This window comes from Rhizobium cauense, from assembly GCF_019511525.1.
Taxonomy (GTDB): domain Bacteria; phylum Pseudomonadota; class Alphaproteobacteria; order Rhizobiales; family Rhizobiaceae; genus Rhizobium; species Rhizobium cauense.
The window spans coordinates 250,914-267,247 of the sequence record NZ_JAEUAT010000004.1 but is presented as its reverse complement, the minus strand read 5'-3'; the positions used below and the strand labels follow the sequence as shown (position 1 = coordinate 267,247).

Sequence of the window (16,334 nt, the reverse complement as noted above, 5' to 3'; positions counted from 1 at the left end):
CGCAGAGGAGATGGGGAGCCTTCGGTCACACTTTCCGAAACGGAAGCGACTCAAATTGCGAGCTCATAAGTGGCTTCGCTGACAGGTCTGGCACACGCTTGCGAACAGCGCGTGGTACAAATTCCCTACACATCAAGAGCCCGGCACGGCACCCGCTCGCGAGTCGCCGACGCGACCCACCAGTCCAATGTGCACTGTACATAACGCTAGCGATTATCGATTGTCGCTGACCATCTGGAAATAGTGACTTCTCGATAGACACCATGAACCACGAAGGGATCGCTATCGCTGAAGGTTTGTAACTCCACCAAATCGTCGACCTCCGCTAATACCACCGCACCGTTCTGGCTGCCGAATTTATCGAATACCGGTCCAGATAGGACGATTTTGAAAGTGGCCGAACGTAAGTGGTGCCTATGCCTTTTCATATGCTGGTCCCGCTCATGCTCCATGTCTGGATTTGAAGTGGCAATACGAATAGCAAGCATAACGAAGCCCCTGTGCTGGAATGCCATGTGGGAGGCTCATCGCCGTTCGGAACACGATGAGCGCTCGATTGGTGCCAGATTCTGTATGTTGGGGACGCGGGTTACATCGCGCTTGGCGTGAGAACGAAGTCCCAGTTGACGAAGTAGTATGGGAGGCGCTCGTCAAGGTCTTGCAAGCCCAACTTCGTGGCGTCGTCGGTTGAGCGGACCTCCTGGAATTTGGCGATGAGTGTTTCCCTAACGCCGAAGACTGTGTCCTCGTCGAGATATCGGCAGTCGTCCGGAAATATATGCGTGATTACGGGATCGTAACCCGGCGCGCTAACGATAAAATGTATATGGGCAGCCCGATTTGGATGGCGGTCTAACTGCCCCAAAAGCTGCCCAACGGGCCCATCATCCGGAATAGGGTAGAATCTCGGTTTTGTAGACCGATACCAATAGGTGCCGTCTTGCTCGGCAGCAAATACGCCACGTAGGTTCCAGTCAGGCTGAATATCTTTTTGCTGGACGTCATAGAAGCCATCGTTGTTTGTCTGCCAGACATCGACGAGAGCTCCAGCTATCGGTTTTCCTTGTAGATCTGTAACCTTTCCTCTGACGATCAGCCGGTCTCCCTTCCCATCAAGACAAATATTTTTGCCGTTTTCGTAGCGAGGCGCTGCAGGCACGTAGAACGGGCCAAGAACGGTGTTTTCGGTGGCACCCGACGGTCTGCGGCTGTTGATTATTTCGACCAGCATTGACACACCAAGTATGTCGGAGAGCAAGATGAACTCCTGTCGCCAGTCTGTGCATTTGTGGCCCACTGCCGTCAGGAATTCGATTGCCTGTTGCCACTCATCGTGTGTTGGCTCGATCTCTTTCGTCAGCGCGTGGAGATGCTCCACGACCGCCGACATTACCAGTTTCATCCGCGGGCTCACTTCTGAGCCCATGCGCGCATTTACTGTCGCAACAGAATTCGCCTCGGTAAGAAAGCGTGCATCTTGCGTTGTCGCAGTTGTTGTCGCAGTCGTTCTCGTATCCATTGTGTCCTCCAACTTCAGCTGCTTAAACCTACGGTGCCGGATGATTTCCGGTATAGGCACGTCTCAGTAATGCGATCAGCGAATTTCGTTCGAGAGCTCTGGGATTTTTGTATGGCTTCGAAAGGGCAGCATCGACAGCAGGTTCGATGCCATCCTTGGCCATACCGAGGTCTGCCAGAGTGGTTTTGATCCGGAGCCGCTGATTGAATTCGTAGAGCGACTGAGCGGGATCGCGCTGGTTGAAGACCCCGCACAACTTCTCTACGACCTCGGGAATAGCCGGACTGTTGTATGCTAACGTGTGGGGAAGCAGCGTGGCATGTAGTTCGGCGTGCGGCAAATCGAACATCCCGCCAAGCGTGTGACATAGCTTGTGATGAAGAGCCATCGAGACCGACCCAAGACAAATACCACTCAACCAAGCACCGTAGAGCGCTTTTGCTCGAGCATCTTCGTCATCGCGACTTTCCGCAATTTGCGGCAAGGAGCCATACAAGGCCGAGATCGCCTCGAGAGCCATCAGATTTACGACTGGATTTCGATCTTCCGCATAGAGGGCCTCAATGGCGTGTGCCATCGCATTCATCCCGCTGGCCACGGCAGCCCCACGAGGAAGCGTCTTGGTCAGTTCCACATCGTAAATGACAGTTTCGGGCTGAATCCGCGGATCGGACCTCGTAACCTTCCGACCGTCAGCTGTCTCGCCCAGGATTGGCGTCATCTCGGACCCGGCGTAGGTCGTAGGGATGACGATTTGAGGGAGGTCCGTTCGCCAAGCGATCGCCTTGCCAAGTCCTGTCGTAGAGCCGCCGCCGATCGCAACAACTCCGTCAATGTCCAGATCTCGAACTACTCGCAGGGCATCCTCCGTAACCGAAACTGGGGTATGCATCGTCGCATCGGCGAAAACACCGGCGGCGACTGCCCCTACCGAACTAGCGCAGCGCCTAACGTACCCCTCCTGCCCTGGCGTGGCGAGAAACAGCGCACGCTTGAGTCCGAGCCGCTCCAATTCGATTCCGAGTTCGCTCACCGTCCCGGTGCCGAACAAGACCCGAGTGGAAGAAGCGTTATACGTGAACGAGTACATTGTCTTGTTCCGGGTGATGCTCATCAATAGAGGTTCCGTGCCGGCGCAACGGTGCGCCAGCACGGTCTTCATCAGGCGGCGTTGACGCTTGTGCGCTCGCCTGGAGAAGTGATGTAACCCTCGTGAACGTCCTGCGCCCGCGCATATTCCGGTTGGAAGCGCACGTTGGCATAGTGAGCGTTCTTCTCGGCCTCCTGTGCACGTTTCCCGAGTTCCGCCGTGTCACCGAAACCGAGAACCTCCCGTGCCAGCGCAGTAAGTGGACCATCAACGTGATACTCAGTTCGCTGGAGAGTGAGTAGGTTGATCAGATACAGAGGCGTGCCGTTGAACTTTTCGAACATCTCGTGACGAGTACCCCACTCCGTAAGGAAACGCTCGCTTATCTGGCGGAAGATCTTGATGCGATCGTGCGCGCTGATTTCCGCACCGCGCAGCGCCTCTGCCAGCTTGGGGCCAATGTACGGATCGTCGAGTTCTCGCTTTGTCGGTTGAAGGACAATACCCCGGCCGCAGAATTCGATCAGCATGTTGACCATCTTAGGCTGATGCTCGAGATAATGTGCTCGCCCAAAGTCGATATAGATGTTGTTCGGCTTGAAAAGCCCACCAGGGGTGGCGAACCCTGTTTCCTCAGCCGCGAGCATAAACGCCGTGCACGTTTCGCGGAATCTGATCAGTTCGGCGAGCTGGGACTGGACGACTGGGTTATTGCTCGTTCCCAGGGATTGAGTGAGCAATAGCGCGAGGCCAACCATTAGTTCGGCATGAACGCAGTGGCGGATCTGCGTTTCCAGGTGGACCCAATCAAACTGACGCTGCGGGTACCACTTCGCATGCTCGGGGTTTCCGATATGTTGGACCTGACTCCAAGGGATCAGGACGTCGTCAAAGTAGACCATCGCGTCCAGTTCGTCACCGATCGTCGCCAGCGGACGATCATACGGATCCGCGTTTGGCTGAACGCGAGATTCACGGGCGACGACGGAGATGCCTTTGGTAGCGATCGGAACCAGCGCATAGACCGTCTGCTCTGCTGTCTGGCCAGGTCGCCACAAGTTGCCAATGAGGATATGGTTGACGAAGGGAACTGATGTTCCGATGGCCTTCCAGCCCCTTACCAGGATGCCATCATCGCGCTCTTCCACGATACTAAGCATCGGGGTCTCGCCGAGCGCTTCGACGCGGCCCCGATCAAATTGGACGTCGACGAACATCGGGGAGATGGCTAAGTCTTTGCTGGTCACCTCCTCCCATTGGCGTTGAATGTTGCCCGAGAGATCGCGATGACCGTTCTTGAAAATAGAGTTGTCAGCCCACGGCTGCTGATCGTCGACCTGGGTGAACATCACGCAATTCATTCCCATCGGCGGACGGGTGAAGATACCGCCCTTGAAGTGGCGGAAAATAAAGTCGGCGTATTTGCGGCGACGGACAGCATCCTCCTTGGTGCGGGGAAGGAACCAATGCATCGACTGACGATTACCCTTCTCGTCGATAAACGTCGCGATATCCTGGTTGGCCGGATCGAGATGAAGGTCGTAGTATTCCGCAATTGCATTGGCGTAGCCACGCGTCTTGGGATGTGTCGTTACGTCGTCAATTAATTCTCCGCCGACGTAGACTTTTCGGTTGTCGCGTAGCGACTCGAGGTATTCTTTACCCGTTCTCATGATCTATCCTCTGGAGTGTTGGAGTTCAGTTGTTTCTGGAACGTCGTTGCGTCCCAGTAGTCTTCGCTGCGCGAGATTTTTCCGTCCTCGAGTGTGAGAACCATAAGCCCACGGAGTGAGATTTTTTGGCCACGAGGCACGATCGGTCCCAGTGCGGCTGACAAGGTGCCAGTCAGCGTGTACTGCACCGCAGCTTTCTCGTTGGTGTCGGTAATGATCGACTCGAGCTTCCATGCCGCGTCCGGAAACCAGCCGAGAAATTTCTGAAGCCCTTCGACAATAGCCTGTGCGCCTACCTTTGGACGCCCATGCGCGATGTCCTCATGCGTTGCGCCTACTGCATAGAATGCCGCAACATCTCCCATCCGGTGACTGTTGTAGGCAACGTAGAGAGCCTCGACGAGTTCGGTTGCATTCGTGGCGGCGTTCATCACGCGGCCGCCATCTTTATTGAGACGCCCTGCATGTACTGCCCCTCGCCGTAGAGAAGCGGCTTTTTCGAGGAGGGTGCAAGCACTGCCCGAACCTGCGCAAGAAGAACGAGGTGACTGTTCACAACGAAGGTCGTATTGGCCCTACAGTCGAACGTGATGAGTGAATTCCTCAACACTGGCATCTGGACTGTGTCAGGGACTTCCTCGAATGGAAGAACGAAGGCTTCGATGAATTTGTCCTCACGCGGTCGTGAGCAGAATTGGGAGATTGCGACCTGCTCGTCGCTAAGGATGTTGACCGCGAACCGCGGATCCCGGGTGATGTCGCTCGCAGTGACCGTTTCTCGATTTACGCATGCAATTAGCATGGGTGGATCCATGCACGCCGGACTGAAAGCGCTCACGGTCATTCCCCACGGACGCCCCTCGTGGAGCGTTGAGATGACCGTCACGCCACCCACGAATTTGCGCATTGCCGAACGGAATGCCAGTGCCTCTGGCCCAGAGTTAAGTTCCCACTTTTGAAGTACATCCAAAGCGTCTCCACACTGAAATGAGTGCGTTCTTTCGTCTAAATCACGCATATTTCCTCCTTGGCGCAAGCATTACTTAACTTGCACTTGCTAAAAACAAAGAATTGCGCTTCAGAACGCCAATTGTGCTTCATCTTTACGAAGCAGCAAGCTTTGCGTTCCCCGTTATTTTATTTTTTGTTGACAGCGATGTTACGGTTCTGTCGTAATGTGTCCAATCGATTATTCGGAACTCATCTATCCAGCGTATCGATACATCTGGAGGACAATCTATGAACCTACGTGGCGTCGATCTAAACCTGCTTGTGGTTCTCGACGCGCTTCTTCGAGAAAAGAGCGTCAGTCGCGCGGGTGAGGTTGTCGGGCTAAGTCAATCGGCGACGAGCGCGGCTCTCAGCCGTTTGAGAGACTTGTTTCATGACCCGCTGTTGGTGCGTGTCGGACGCCAGCTTGCATTAACCCAAAACGCACAGAATTTGATTGAGCCTCTCAAAGATGCTCTGAGCAAAGTTCAGCAAACTCTGATGCAGCAAGGGGGATTTGATCCCCGCCAGGATGCGAGAACTTTCACGATAAGCGCCTCGGACTATGCAGTTCTCGTCTTGCTTGGCCCGCTGGTGAAGCGTCTTGAGGCCGAAGCACCGCATATCACACTTCACCTCATACCACGCTCGCACGATCCCGAAAGGATGCTCCACGAGGATCTGGCGGACGTCGTAATTGAACCCAGCGAGCTTCTGCCGGATAGCGACTTTCCCTCCGAACCTCTTCTCAGCGACCGATGGCTGTGCGCAGCTGATTCCCAAAGTAAGGTCTTCGCTAAGCCAGGGAAGATCTCCATGGAGGCATTCCTGAACTCGCCCCATCTCGCATACGGCATTGGCCCCGATCGACAACTCAACTTAGCCGATCAGCATCTGGCGCGTGAGGGTGTTAGTCGCCGAATAGCGGTAACCGTTGAAAGCTTTGTGCTGGTTCCATTCCTCCTGCGGCGAACCAATTTAATCACCTTGGTACTGGAACGGGCTATATCCGAGCTGGGCGTGTCCGGCGTCATCGGCGTGGAGCCGCCCGTTGCGTTGCCTGATATTCATGAGCGTATGTTCTGGCACCCGAGACATACCAGTAATCTCGCACACTGTTGGCTGCGCGGCTGCTTGCGAGAAACGGCGGCCAAAATTCAAGCAGGTACCGCGCTCATTGGCTGATCAAACACACGCAGCCGCTATCGGGTCAGCAAAACGATGACCCATTCGCACGGTCGCTCTTTTGAAGCCTTCTAACAGTCTCGGCGATGAATTCGGTGAACACCTGCAATCGATGTGTGGGCATTCTGCCCAACGCATGGAGCACCTGGAAAGGCATTGGCTTGAGGATTGTCGATGGAACCACTTCAACGAGGGATCCGCGAGCCAGATCTTCTTGCACAATCAATCTGATCACATACCCGAGCCCAATCCCGGATTTTACCGCCTGTCGGATTGCCACAGCTGTATCAAGATCCAATCGGCCTTTTGGGACAAACTCCGTGCCGTCAGCAAACCGTACGGGATAAGCTCGCCCCCCGATTGAGTACCGCGCAAAGGGTAGCTCGCGCAGTGCGTCCGTGGTCGCAGCCTTGTCCGGGTTTGCCGCAAACGAAGGGGCCGCTACCACGGCCATTTCCAGTTGCGTCAGCGTGCGCGAAACAAGCGAATTCTGGTCTGTATAGCCTACTCGGTACGCCGCATCGTAACCGTCGCGGACGACATCCGAATGGCGGTCAGTCATATCCAGTTGCAGCGATATACTCGGATGCACGGCCATGAACTTCTCGAAGATCGGCGCAAGAAGCTGTCGGCCGAATTCGCCGGGCAAGCTGACCCTCAGGTGACCCGACGTGTTTTGATTGCTTTGAACGGCATCGCCAGCTTGTTCGATCTCCGTGAGGATAGGCCGAACCCGTCGAAAGAGCGCCTCGCCCTCCTGTGTCAGACTCAGGGTCCGTGTGGTGCGGCGAAAGAGCTTAGCACCAAGCATCGCCTCAAGCCGAGACACAGCCTTTGAGGCCGAAGAGGGGCTCGTTCCGATGCTAAGCGCTGCCGCGGTGAACGATCCCGTCTCGACGGTCCGACAAAACGCGAGCAAGCCCGCGGTCTCATTTAGGAGACCTTGCAACGCGACCCCTCCAATCTCCGGCAGCATAGAGCTTGCATTTTGGATTCCCCCTAAACAACTAAGTCTTCGATGCTGGTTCCGGCGAGCACCGGTTGCCACCAAGTCGTCCAACACGCAGATTTATAGCTCGGTTTCGCGATCCGCTGATAGATCGCTGGCGACCGTTAGGCCTAAAACTGTCCGACGGGCCTTCGATAGCTTCAAGGATCTCAAGAATGGTGATGTCGCGCGCCTCTACTGAGTTGGTAGCCTCCCCCCAGACCGGGGTACCTACCAACACCTCGGTGCGTGCTAGGGCTTGGAGCGTCTTTGCGAGGTATTCTCCAGAGAAACCGCGGACCTCGGAGAGAAAGATCGTTGTGAGTGGTACGCCGGACCCCGCGATGAGTGCGCAGGATTGGAGTGCTTGCTTAACCCACGTCCGCAATTTCATCGCTAACTTTCCGGAAAGACGTCAAACGCGCTGTCACGCCGGATAAGCCGGCGGATGCGAGGGTAGTGCAACCTGCAATCTGTGGGTATTGAACTGAGGTATGCCTATATCCGCCCAGCGCTTTGTACTATCGGCTGGTTGTTAGGGGCGTAAAGGCCGTCACCTTGGGGACCTCGACCGCGAGAAAATCGACGAGCGACCGAACTGCCGGAAGCAACCCACTCTTGTAGGGAATCAGCGCGCTCATGCGGGCGTCCGCAGCCATCCACCCCGGGAGTATCTGACAGAGTCTCCCCGCTTCTATGTCCTCGCGGCACATATAGCCCGGCAATGCAGCAACACCCAGGTTGGCGCATGCTGCCTCTTTCAAGGCAATCATATTATTGCTGAGAAACCGTGGCTCTATGGGAACTTCAACCTCTTGACCTAGCGGCCCCTTCAACCGCCATACCTGCGCCCCGTGGCGGTCGTTCGCAAGCGTTGAATGTGACGAAAGATTATCCGGATCGGCCACTTCTCCCGCTTGGCGCAGATACTCCGGACTGGCGAACAGATACCATGGCACACTGGCAATCCCTCTTTGGACCAAGGTTGAGTTCTGAAGGGATGCGACATGGCCACGCAACGCTAGATCGAATCCCTCGGCAACCATATCGACCAAGCGATCGGTTGCGATCTCAACGATCCTCACCTTCGGATATCGGTTCAAGAAAATTGGAATGACATCGCGAAGAGCGAATTGAGCAATCTCGACTGCCGTTGTGATCCGGATCGTTCCGCTTGGCTCATGTAACCTCTGGCGGACGAACTCCTCAGCGGTGTCTGCAGATTGAATAAGCTGGAGTGCATGCTGATAGAATTCCGCCCCTACATCCGTCATTCCGAATTGCCTGGATGTCCGGTTGATCAGCCGTACCCCAAGGGAGTCCTCAAGTTCGCGTACTCTATGGCTAAGGGTTGACTTGGGCACGCGGAGGCTTTCGCCCGCTGCGGTAAACCCCCCGCGATCCACCACTTGGACAAAGAAGTAAACATCTTTGAGATCGAGCATTGGTACCTATCACTTTGGCGCATGTAAGCACGAGAAGGTCCTCGCGACGCATCGCGACGACCAATTAATCGGCGGCATGGTGGTGTGACGTCAAGTACCTGACGCGTTCAGCTCACGAATTCAACGAAATCTTCGATCGCCAGCTTGTGGTTTTCCATGTTGTTCTCGGGCAGGCCGTCGTCTGCCCAGCCCAACGACATACCCGCGACCACCATGTCCGACTCTGGAAATCCCAGTTCCTCTCGGAGCAGTCGATGCTGCAGAGACCAAATCTGCTGTGCGCACGTATCCAGCCCTCTGGCTCTGGCCGCAAGCATCAGATTCTGCAGGAAACACCCGTAGCAGATGAAGCTTGCCCACTCTAGCTTTCTGTCCATCGTGAAAATCATACCAACGGGGGCTTCGAAGAATCTGAACTGGCGCTCGACGTCCTTTAGCCTGCCGTACTTATCACTCCGAGGAACCCCGACAGCATCGCCAAGTTGGCCGCGGAAGAGATTAAAACGACCGATGAATGGGTCATGCAACGGCTGTGGAAAAAATGGATACTCCGGTGCGAGTTTTTCTGGACCTGCCCGAAATATGTCGACTGCCTTGGCTGTGATACGATCTCGCGCATCACCCGTGAGCACGTAACACCGCCAAGGCTGGGTATTACTGGAGCTAGGAGCGAAGCGAGCCGCGTTGAGGATGTCGGTAACCGTCTGGGTAGGAACGGGAGTACTTAGAAAGCCCCGTTTAGCGCGCCTTTCCATCATTGTCTGGTCAACGACAGCCGCTCGGTCAATTTCGGATCTTTCCCACTTTAGATTAGCGTGCATGACAGCTCCCCTTTCGTTTTTTTGAGCTGTTGAGAAGAGTAGTCGCTCTTTCGAGTTTTAGAAGTTCCTGTGCTTGTACGCACGGTCCAACGACTTGAACGATGGGTCCGAGCATCCGAGGCAAGGGCGCGTCAGCTAGTGCCCGATGAACATATTGCGTATCGCGTGCACCAAATGCGCGCGGTTTCCATCTTCATGATTAGGAGGGGGCGACCCTGCCTCGGCATGTGATCCGTGTAGATGTAGTCGTCTCACCAACTCGTCCGCTAAATGCGGCCGGCTGGCTACTAGGTCGTCGAACACTGCCCTTTCAATCTCGTAGATGGTGACGGGAGTCAGTGTCACAGATTGGCTTTTCTCAGACTGCCCAGCAAAGATTCCCCACGCGCCCAGAGCATCGCCGGGCGCGAGCCTCGCAATGATCTCACCTTGATCACGGCGCAAAGCCACGCCTTCCCGGATCACAAGCAATTTGTTGGAGATCGAACCCTTTGGCAGCAGCTCCTCACCCGGGGCCAGTTTCTTCTCGGTCGCTCCAGCGGCGATCAGCTTTATCTCCTCCTCGGACAGACCGGAAAACAATAGCATGGATCGCAGTAATGTCAGGGCCGAGACCTTAGGAGCGGCAATCTCGCTTGCTTGAGAAATCTGGCTTCCTAGCGGCGTCGCCAAACTAAGGCCGTTGGCGTTGCAATGCCTATAAATAAGGTCGATGACCTCGTTCCTAGCGGCGCTACGCTGAGCCAGGCTGGTGACCCTGAAGTAAAGTTGAAGGTCGACCGCGGCCGCATCGATGCCCATAAGAGATACATTTGATGGCGGCTCTTGAACAATGCTGTTGCAACTACTGAGGGCATCCAGCATCACGCGGAGCAAAAACGCGGGGTTGTGTGTTGGTACAATTCGGACCCCCAACACCAACTGATGAGCTTCGTCAGGCTTGCTAACATTGGTCAACCCCTGTTTTGCGAGCACGCTGTTGGGCATCACTACGAGATTCTGGGCACCCGTCAGAAGGTAAGTCGAACGCCAATTGCTGGCGACCACGCGGCCCTCCGTTCCGTCAGGCAGCAATATCCAGTCTCCAATTGTGTAGGGCCTTCCAAGAGTTAGGGCTACACCCGAGAAAACGTCGCCGAGGGTATTCTGCAACGCGAGACCGAGAATGATAGCGAAGACGCCAGACGTTGCGAGAATGGTCCCGATCGGCACTCCAAAAACGAAGGCCATGACAGACAACAGCACACCGAGGTAGACCATAGCAACCAGCAGATCCTGTATAAGGCGTGCTTCCCGCGGCCTCCCATCCAGCACGATATAGATCCTGACAAATCCGATCGTGGCCCAAGAAAGATGCGTCCACCAAAGGATCTTGGCTACAACAACGAGTGAGCCCGCGCCGTCCAAGTGTGGTGCGTCGAACCGAAAAGGCATGATTCGCGCCGCGACAAGCGTCGCGGTCATCGCCAGAAAGAAGGCGATCTGCGTGACGAGCCGCTCATTTGGTCGAGATCGGCCCTGGAGATGCCACACGACTATGCCCGCAATGCCGAGCACATTGATAAAGGCAGTAAGCAAAATGGTATTTTGAAACATTCGAGCCGCGACTCGACAGGCAGTGCGCAGAAAATCCGCTCTATCCCGCCGCCTTTCAGAGGATTTTGCTCGAAAGCGTACCCTCTGGAGCGCGACCAGGATATTAAACCAATTGGTAGGGGCTCTGATCGAATATGTCGATCCAGCCCGGCTGCGCCTTCACTCGCGCAAGCCATGCCTCGATGGCCGCAAAGCGGCCCATTTCATATTTTCCCTGATGTGCCAGCGAAACGTAAGTAAAAACCGCCAAGTCGGCGACTGTGTATCGGTCGCCCACTAGCCATTCATGATTGGCTAGCCAGCGCTCCAATTTTTCAAGTCCCAAGTAGCCATCAGCATGCAGTCGCTCGATCTGCTGTGACATTCTGTCCGCCAATCCACGAATATGATAGACTCTGGCCATCGCAAGAAATCGCTGGAGATCTCCCTGTTCGAAGAACATCCAGCCGATCACCTGCGACCGAAGATATGGGTCATCATAAAGGTACGGTGTACCCTCGCTTAGGTAAAGTAGGATGGCAGCGGACTCCACCACTGTGCGCCCGTCTTCGAGCTCCAGAACAGGAACGCGGCTGAAGCGGCTCAACTTGTAGAAATCGTCGGTTTTGGTCTCGCCCGACTCTAGGTCGAGAGTGTGTCTCTCGAAGGGTACCTTCAGCTGGTTGAGCAGGATTCTAATCTTCCATGAGTTGCCTGAATAACGGCTGTCATAGAGTCTGAGCATCGCGTGCGTCCCCTCGCTTTTTTGATCCAACGAGTCACACTTTATCTCCTAACCTACAGGTATGGCTATCAAATCTGCGTTTGTATTCGATCTCCTGAGTTCAACCGGCGATGTATGACCGAATGTATTCGGCCTCGTATTCGATGGCTCTGATATGGTGTCTGACGGCATCACCAATCGATACGATGCCCGCCAGACGACCGTCGTGCTCTACGGGAAGATGTCGTGCCTTTTGTTCGTTCATAATCTCCATCAGGCCGTTGATGCTGGTCGTTCGCGTGCAGGAAAATACGTTCCTCCACATGACCTCCGATAGCTGCATCTCCATGCACGAGATACCACGCTGAGCGATCGCGGCGACGACATCCCGCTCGGTGAATATGCCCTCTATACGGTTCTCCCGGTCAACGATGACCACCGCGCCGATATGGTTCGAGTGTAGCAAGCGGCACGCGTCGTTTACCGTATCGGTGCCAGCAGCGGTTACGACATGGCAGCCCTTCTCCATCAAAATCGCAAGTACAGACATTTTGCCCTCCCCTTTAACGTTTCATAGGATCGACGCGGCTCTCGCGGAAACCTAGTCGAGCCTCAACCTCGGAGGCGAAAGCCAGAAGCTCTCCATCGCGCCCCCTCCCGGCGACGATCTGCAATCCAACTGGCATCCCATCCGTACGCGCCGGAGACATTGGCAATGAGAGGGCTGGCGTGCCGGCGAGGTTGAACGGCGCGGTGTAGATCATCAGCGCCTCTCGAATGCTGCCGCTCCATTTGCCAATCGTAATCCGATCGGTCCCACGTGTCGGCGCGGAGCACGGGCAGGTTGGCAAAACCAGAAAGTCACAATTTATCATTGCGTTATCGAGCTTGCGGACGAACTCTCGGCGAAGGCGTTGGCTGGCGGCGTAGTTTCCGATCGTCGTCTCTTCCGCCAACGCAAGGCGACTAGCGGTCTCGGCCCCATAAGATGCCTGGACATGTTCTCTGTCGTGCCGGCTGAAATGGACCATTCCGGCTTCGGCAAGCACGATCCCCGCGAACGCCTCAAACCCTCGCTTGAACGATGGGAGGTCATCCACTTCGACCACCTCATAATGCCGCTCAAGGACAGTCCGGGCCAGCTCGAACGATATCTCGACGTCCCGCGAAATCGGCAGGTCAGTGGCCTTGACCGCGATCCCCACACGATACCGCGAACCGCGCGGCGCATCGTTGCTTCTAATGCCGAGGGCGGCTGCCACCATCTTCGTATCGCCTACCGACCTACCCATAATTCCCACGTGGTCCAACGACGGAGCAAGAGGAAAGACACCATGTGTAGACAGGAGGCCATAGGTGGGTTTGAAACCAACAACTCCGCAGAGCGCCGCGGGAATGCGGACCGACCCACCTGTATCGGTGCCAATTCCCACATTGACAGCTCCATAGGCGATAGACGCCGCCATCCCGCCGCTCGAACCGCCGGGAATCTTACTGTGATCCCAGGGGTTGAGCGTATCACCAAATCGCTCGCTTGCAGTGGTCACACCCCAGGCGAATTCATGCGTTGTTGTCTTGCCAACAACAACCGCCCCACTTTGCTTCAGGCTACGAACAACCTCGGCATCCGTCGAAGGTACGTTCTCTGAATACGCCGGCGAGCCATATCGCGTTGTTAATCCAGCTGTATCGAACAGGTCCTTGACGCCAATAGGAATACCTTCCAATGCTCGAGGCGTTCGATTTCGATAGTAATCGTCAGACAAGGCCGCAGCTAGTCTAGCCCCCGGCTCGTCGATTTCCGCAAACGCACGAATTTGGGCGCGGCAGTCCTTGGCGACCGCGATTGCCGTGTCAGTTACGCCCGAGGGAAGTAGCCGCCCCGCAGCGTAGTCTTGAAGCAATCCGGCTAGTGAGTCGTTCATGTCGGTTTCTAACTTTACCAGAGACTTTCGAGCAGGGCGGCGAGTTTGGCATGGGCATCGATGCCAAGGTCCTCGACCTCCCGTGGATAGTTTTCGACTAGCAATTCGGCGACCTGCGAGAGCATCTTTCTCTCGAAGCCGACCTCCCTCAACTTGGAAGGCAAGCCGAGCAAACTGACGACTCCGCCAATGTCTCTTGAGAGAACGGACGCGGCCTCGCGTCCGGACGCCCGACCATTGAAAACCCTGAGCTTCTCGCCGTAGAATGGTGCGCAGGCTTCGATGACCGGTGCCAACGTGATGCACGAGGTGAGGCTGTGCGGAACACCGAAGGTGCCGCCGAGGATGTGACCTATACGATGACTCAAACCGTAAACTACGGAAGCTGGAAAGAAGTAGCATTGCCAGGCGGCCAACTGAAGTTGGAGCAAGTCTTCCAGCGCGATTGATCCAGCCTCGAGCGCATTTTGTGTTTCGCCGCCCGAAGGCCAGCGATTAAGAACACCCAAGAACCGAGCTACGCCGCTCGCCGCGAGTACCGCGTGCGGATGGTCTGGCTCAACCAACCGCATTCCCTCAACGGCATGATCGATCCCCTTGATGGCAGAGGATAGTAGTAGGCCGCGCGGTGTTCCTCGTATTAGTTCTGGGTCGATAACTACGACCCGCGGAGCTGTTTCCTTAACTGCATAACTCCGCTTGAACTTGACCGCCCCTGCCGTTTCGGTAACGCCGAAGTAATGTGAGAACTCTGAGCCCGACAATGTGGTCGGGAGTGCGACGATTGGGAGGTGCAATCCATGACGCCGCTGGTTGAAGTGTGACACTGCCTTTGCAGCGTCGAGTACTGAGCCGCCGCCGAGAGCGATGATCGATTTGGCCCCGGTGCTTTCGCACGCCCGAAGCGCATTGTTGACAGCGGTCTCAGGGACATGCGGCGGGAATTCCAGGTACTCCCCTACCACATCTGGGCCGATGGCCGCGGCTATTTCATTGGCTAAGCCAGCCAGCGGCTCGACCGTAAACAATATCGGCCTCTCGATGCCGTAATGATTAAGCTTTGCCAGGGCGGAGGTAAGAACCTGACGGCCCCAGATGACTTTTTCCTGCGGTAGAAAATCAAGCTGCTGCATGTTTCACTCCTGCCATCTAGGGCCATCATCGCTTACGGCAGCACGGGGACCGGTGCGGGCCGGTACGCGATATGACGCTCGATTTCACGGCGTTCACTCTCAAGCCGCTCCGGGAGGCATAGCCTTTGACCGAGATAGCCTGCGTCTTCGTCAACCGAGAAGCGATTCGGAGTGGAGAGCGCGCAGATATGGCCATCCGGATCACGGAAAAGGAACTGCCGCGCGTATACCGTGTTCTGAATCGTCGAAACGTCGATCCCGACCTTCTTGAACCGCGCATATTCGTGGGCAAGAGCGTCCTCGTTCTCAACTTCCAAAGCGAAGTGATGCGAAAGTCCGGTACCAAGCCTGCCGCTCTTGTAGCCAGGCAGGCCAAAGAACGTCAGCACCGAGCCAGGCGACAGATCCTCGTCGCAAGCGTAGTAGAAATGTGTTCCACCCTTTTCGTCGAGATAGTCGGTTTTCTTGATGAGTCTGAGGCCGACCTTCTCCACGAAGAAATTCTCGGTTCTTTCTGCGTCACTTGAGATGGACGTGATGTGGTGGAAGCCGCGGAGAGCGAAGTCGGACGTTACCTGTGGAAGCGGCTGCGGCCATGTTTCGGCGGCAACCTGCAACTCGTCACGACCGCCGATTTGGTTTTCCTTGGGTTGCGGTCGGAACCCTGAGCCGAGGACGGCCTCATCATGTCCGAACCCCGGCTCTGTCGTCGCTATTTCGATAATTGCGCCATCGGGATCGCGCAAATATATCGCATGGAAATAGTGTCTGTTGTAGGGCCCTGTAACGTGTACGCCGTGATCTGAAAGCCTCCGCTTCCACATCAGCAGGCCGTCACGGTTCGGCACGTGAAGGGCAAGATGATGGTTGGTACCGGCTCCCCATCGCCCTTTGGGATCGCCGACGCGAGGATTAGCGACACCGTCGCGCGTCGCGTCCTGCTCGATGAAGCCCTTGTCGGGCATCATATAGAAAATAGGGTTCCATTCGATATAGGTGATGGTTTCGCCGCGTCGAGGCTCGCCATGGAACGCTTGAAACCCAAAGGTGATAATCGGCAAACGGGCGTCATGATGGTGAACTGTCCGCTTAACGACCGGCAGACCGAGGACCCTACTATAGAAGTCCTCCGTGCGCTTGATATTGGCTGCAACAAAAGTTTGGCTGCTGACGCCTCTAATTACCATCTGGTTCATGTTCCACCTTTGCGAATTATCGTTCCTTCTCGGCCTTTCCTGGCTCGATTGCTGGGCAGCCTAGAACTAC

Annotated in this window: 16 protein-coding genes; 1 reads left to right on the top strand and 15 read right to left on the bottom strand. The window is 55.7% G+C overall.

Going from position 1 to position 16,334, the window contains the following annotated elements; genetic code table 11:
* Window positions 1-206 precede the first annotated feature (206 nt).
* The 6 genes from JNB88_RS09755 to JNB88_RS09730 all read right to left on the bottom strand — a co-directional run bounded on the left by JNB88_RS09755 (window position 207) and on the right by JNB88_RS09730 (window position 5,300).
* Window positions 207-515 carry a YciI family protein gene (locus JNB88_RS09755; protein ID WP_220355283.1) on the bottom strand — a complete coding sequence of 103 codons (309 nt, stop codon included), beginning with the start codon at window positions 513-515 and terminating at the stop codon, window positions 207-209.
* A 74-nt stretch (window positions 516-589) separates the two neighbouring features.
* Window positions 590-1,519 (bottom strand): dioxygenase family protein, encoded by a 930-nt coding sequence (locus JNB88_RS09750; protein ID WP_220355282.1) that lies wholly within the window; start codon window positions 1,517-1,519, stop codon window positions 590-592.
* 28 nt (window positions 1,520-1,547) lie between these two features.
* Entirely contained in the window at window positions 1,548-2,633 is a 1,086-nt protein-coding gene (locus JNB88_RS09745) for a maleylacetate reductase (protein WP_223217141.1), read from the bottom strand.
* Between the two features lie 47 nt (window positions 2,634-2,680).
* Window positions 2,681-4,282, bottom strand: coding sequence for a 4-hydroxyphenylacetate 3-hydroxylase N-terminal domain-containing protein (locus JNB88_RS09740; protein WP_220355281.1), 1,602 nt, complete (start codon window positions 4,280-4,282; stop codon window positions 2,681-2,683).
* Window positions 4,279-4,713 carry an ester cyclase gene (locus JNB88_RS09735; RefSeq protein WP_220355280.1) on the bottom strand — a complete coding sequence of 145 codons (435 nt, stop codon included), beginning with the start codon at window positions 4,711-4,713 and terminating at the stop codon, window positions 4,279-4,281. The genes JNB88_RS09740 and JNB88_RS09735 overlap by 4 nt, the downstream gene beginning before the upstream one ends.
* On the bottom strand, window positions 4,713-5,300 hold the full coding sequence (locus JNB88_RS09730; protein WP_220355279.1) for a flavin reductase family protein: 588 nt from the start codon (window positions 5,298-5,300) through the stop codon (window positions 4,713-4,715). The genes JNB88_RS09735 and JNB88_RS09730 overlap by 1 nt, the downstream gene beginning before the upstream one ends.
* Before the next feature lie 221 nt (window positions 5,301-5,521).
* Here JNB88_RS09730 and JNB88_RS09725 point away from each other — a divergent pair, with 221 nt between their 5' ends.
* Window positions 5,522-6,457 carry a LysR family transcriptional regulator gene (locus tag JNB88_RS09725; protein WP_220355278.1) on the top strand — a complete coding sequence of 312 codons (936 nt, stop codon included), beginning with the start codon at window positions 5,522-5,524 and terminating at the stop codon, window positions 6,455-6,457.
* A gap of 25 nt (window positions 6,458-6,482) precedes the next feature.
* Here the strand turns inward: JNB88_RS09725 and JNB88_RS09720 are convergent, their stop codons facing one another.
* From JNB88_RS09720 to JNB88_RS09680, 9 genes are all read right to left on the bottom strand, one after another.
* Window positions 6,483-7,433: a LysR family transcriptional regulator gene (locus JNB88_RS09720; protein WP_223217140.1), complete on the bottom strand. Its 951-nt coding sequence runs from the start codon at window positions 7,431-7,433 to the stop codon at window positions 6,483-6,485.
* A gap of 533 nt (window positions 7,434-7,966) precedes the next feature.
* Window positions 7,967-8,890: a LysR substrate-binding domain-containing protein gene (locus JNB88_RS09715; protein WP_220355276.1), complete on the bottom strand. Its 924-nt coding sequence runs from the start codon at window positions 8,888-8,890 to the stop codon at window positions 7,967-7,969.
* A 107-nt stretch (window positions 8,891-8,997) separates the two neighbouring features.
* Window positions 8,998-9,645, bottom strand: coding sequence for a nitroreductase (locus JNB88_RS09710; protein ID WP_223217161.1), 648 nt, complete (start codon window positions 9,643-9,645; stop codon window positions 8,998-9,000).
* A 201-nt stretch (window positions 9,646-9,846) separates the two neighbouring features.
* The gene (locus tag JNB88_RS09705; RefSeq protein ID WP_220355274.1) at window positions 9,847-11,307 is read right to left on the bottom strand and encodes a mechanosensitive ion channel domain-containing protein; all 1,461 of its coding nucleotides are present in this window, start codon (window positions 11,305-11,307) and stop codon (window positions 9,847-9,849) included.
* Between the two features lie 103 nt (window positions 11,308-11,410).
* The gene (locus JNB88_RS09700) at window positions 11,411-12,031 is read right to left on the bottom strand and encodes a glutathione S-transferase family protein (protein WP_220355273.1); all 621 of its coding nucleotides are present in this window, start codon (window positions 12,029-12,031) and stop codon (window positions 11,411-11,413) included.
* A 100-nt stretch (window positions 12,032-12,131) separates the two neighbouring features.
* Window positions 12,132-12,560: a CBS domain-containing protein gene (locus JNB88_RS09695; RefSeq protein ID WP_220355272.1), complete on the bottom strand. Its 429-nt coding sequence runs from the start codon at window positions 12,558-12,560 to the stop codon at window positions 12,132-12,134.
* A 13-nt stretch (window positions 12,561-12,573) separates the two neighbouring features.
* Window positions 12,574-13,935 (bottom strand): amidase, encoded by a 1,362-nt coding sequence (locus tag JNB88_RS09690; protein WP_220355271.1) that lies wholly within the window; start codon window positions 13,933-13,935, stop codon window positions 12,574-12,576.
* 14 nt (window positions 13,936-13,949) lie between these two features.
* The gene (locus JNB88_RS09685; protein WP_220355270.1) at window positions 13,950-15,068 is read right to left on the bottom strand and encodes an iron-containing alcohol dehydrogenase; all 1,119 of its coding nucleotides are present in this window, start codon (window positions 15,066-15,068) and stop codon (window positions 13,950-13,952) included.
* A 32-nt stretch (window positions 15,069-15,100) separates the two neighbouring features.
* Entirely contained in the window at window positions 15,101-16,255 is a 1,155-nt protein-coding gene (locus JNB88_RS09680; protein WP_220355269.1) for a VOC family protein, read from the bottom strand.
* Window positions 16,256-16,334 lie beyond the last annotated feature (79 nt).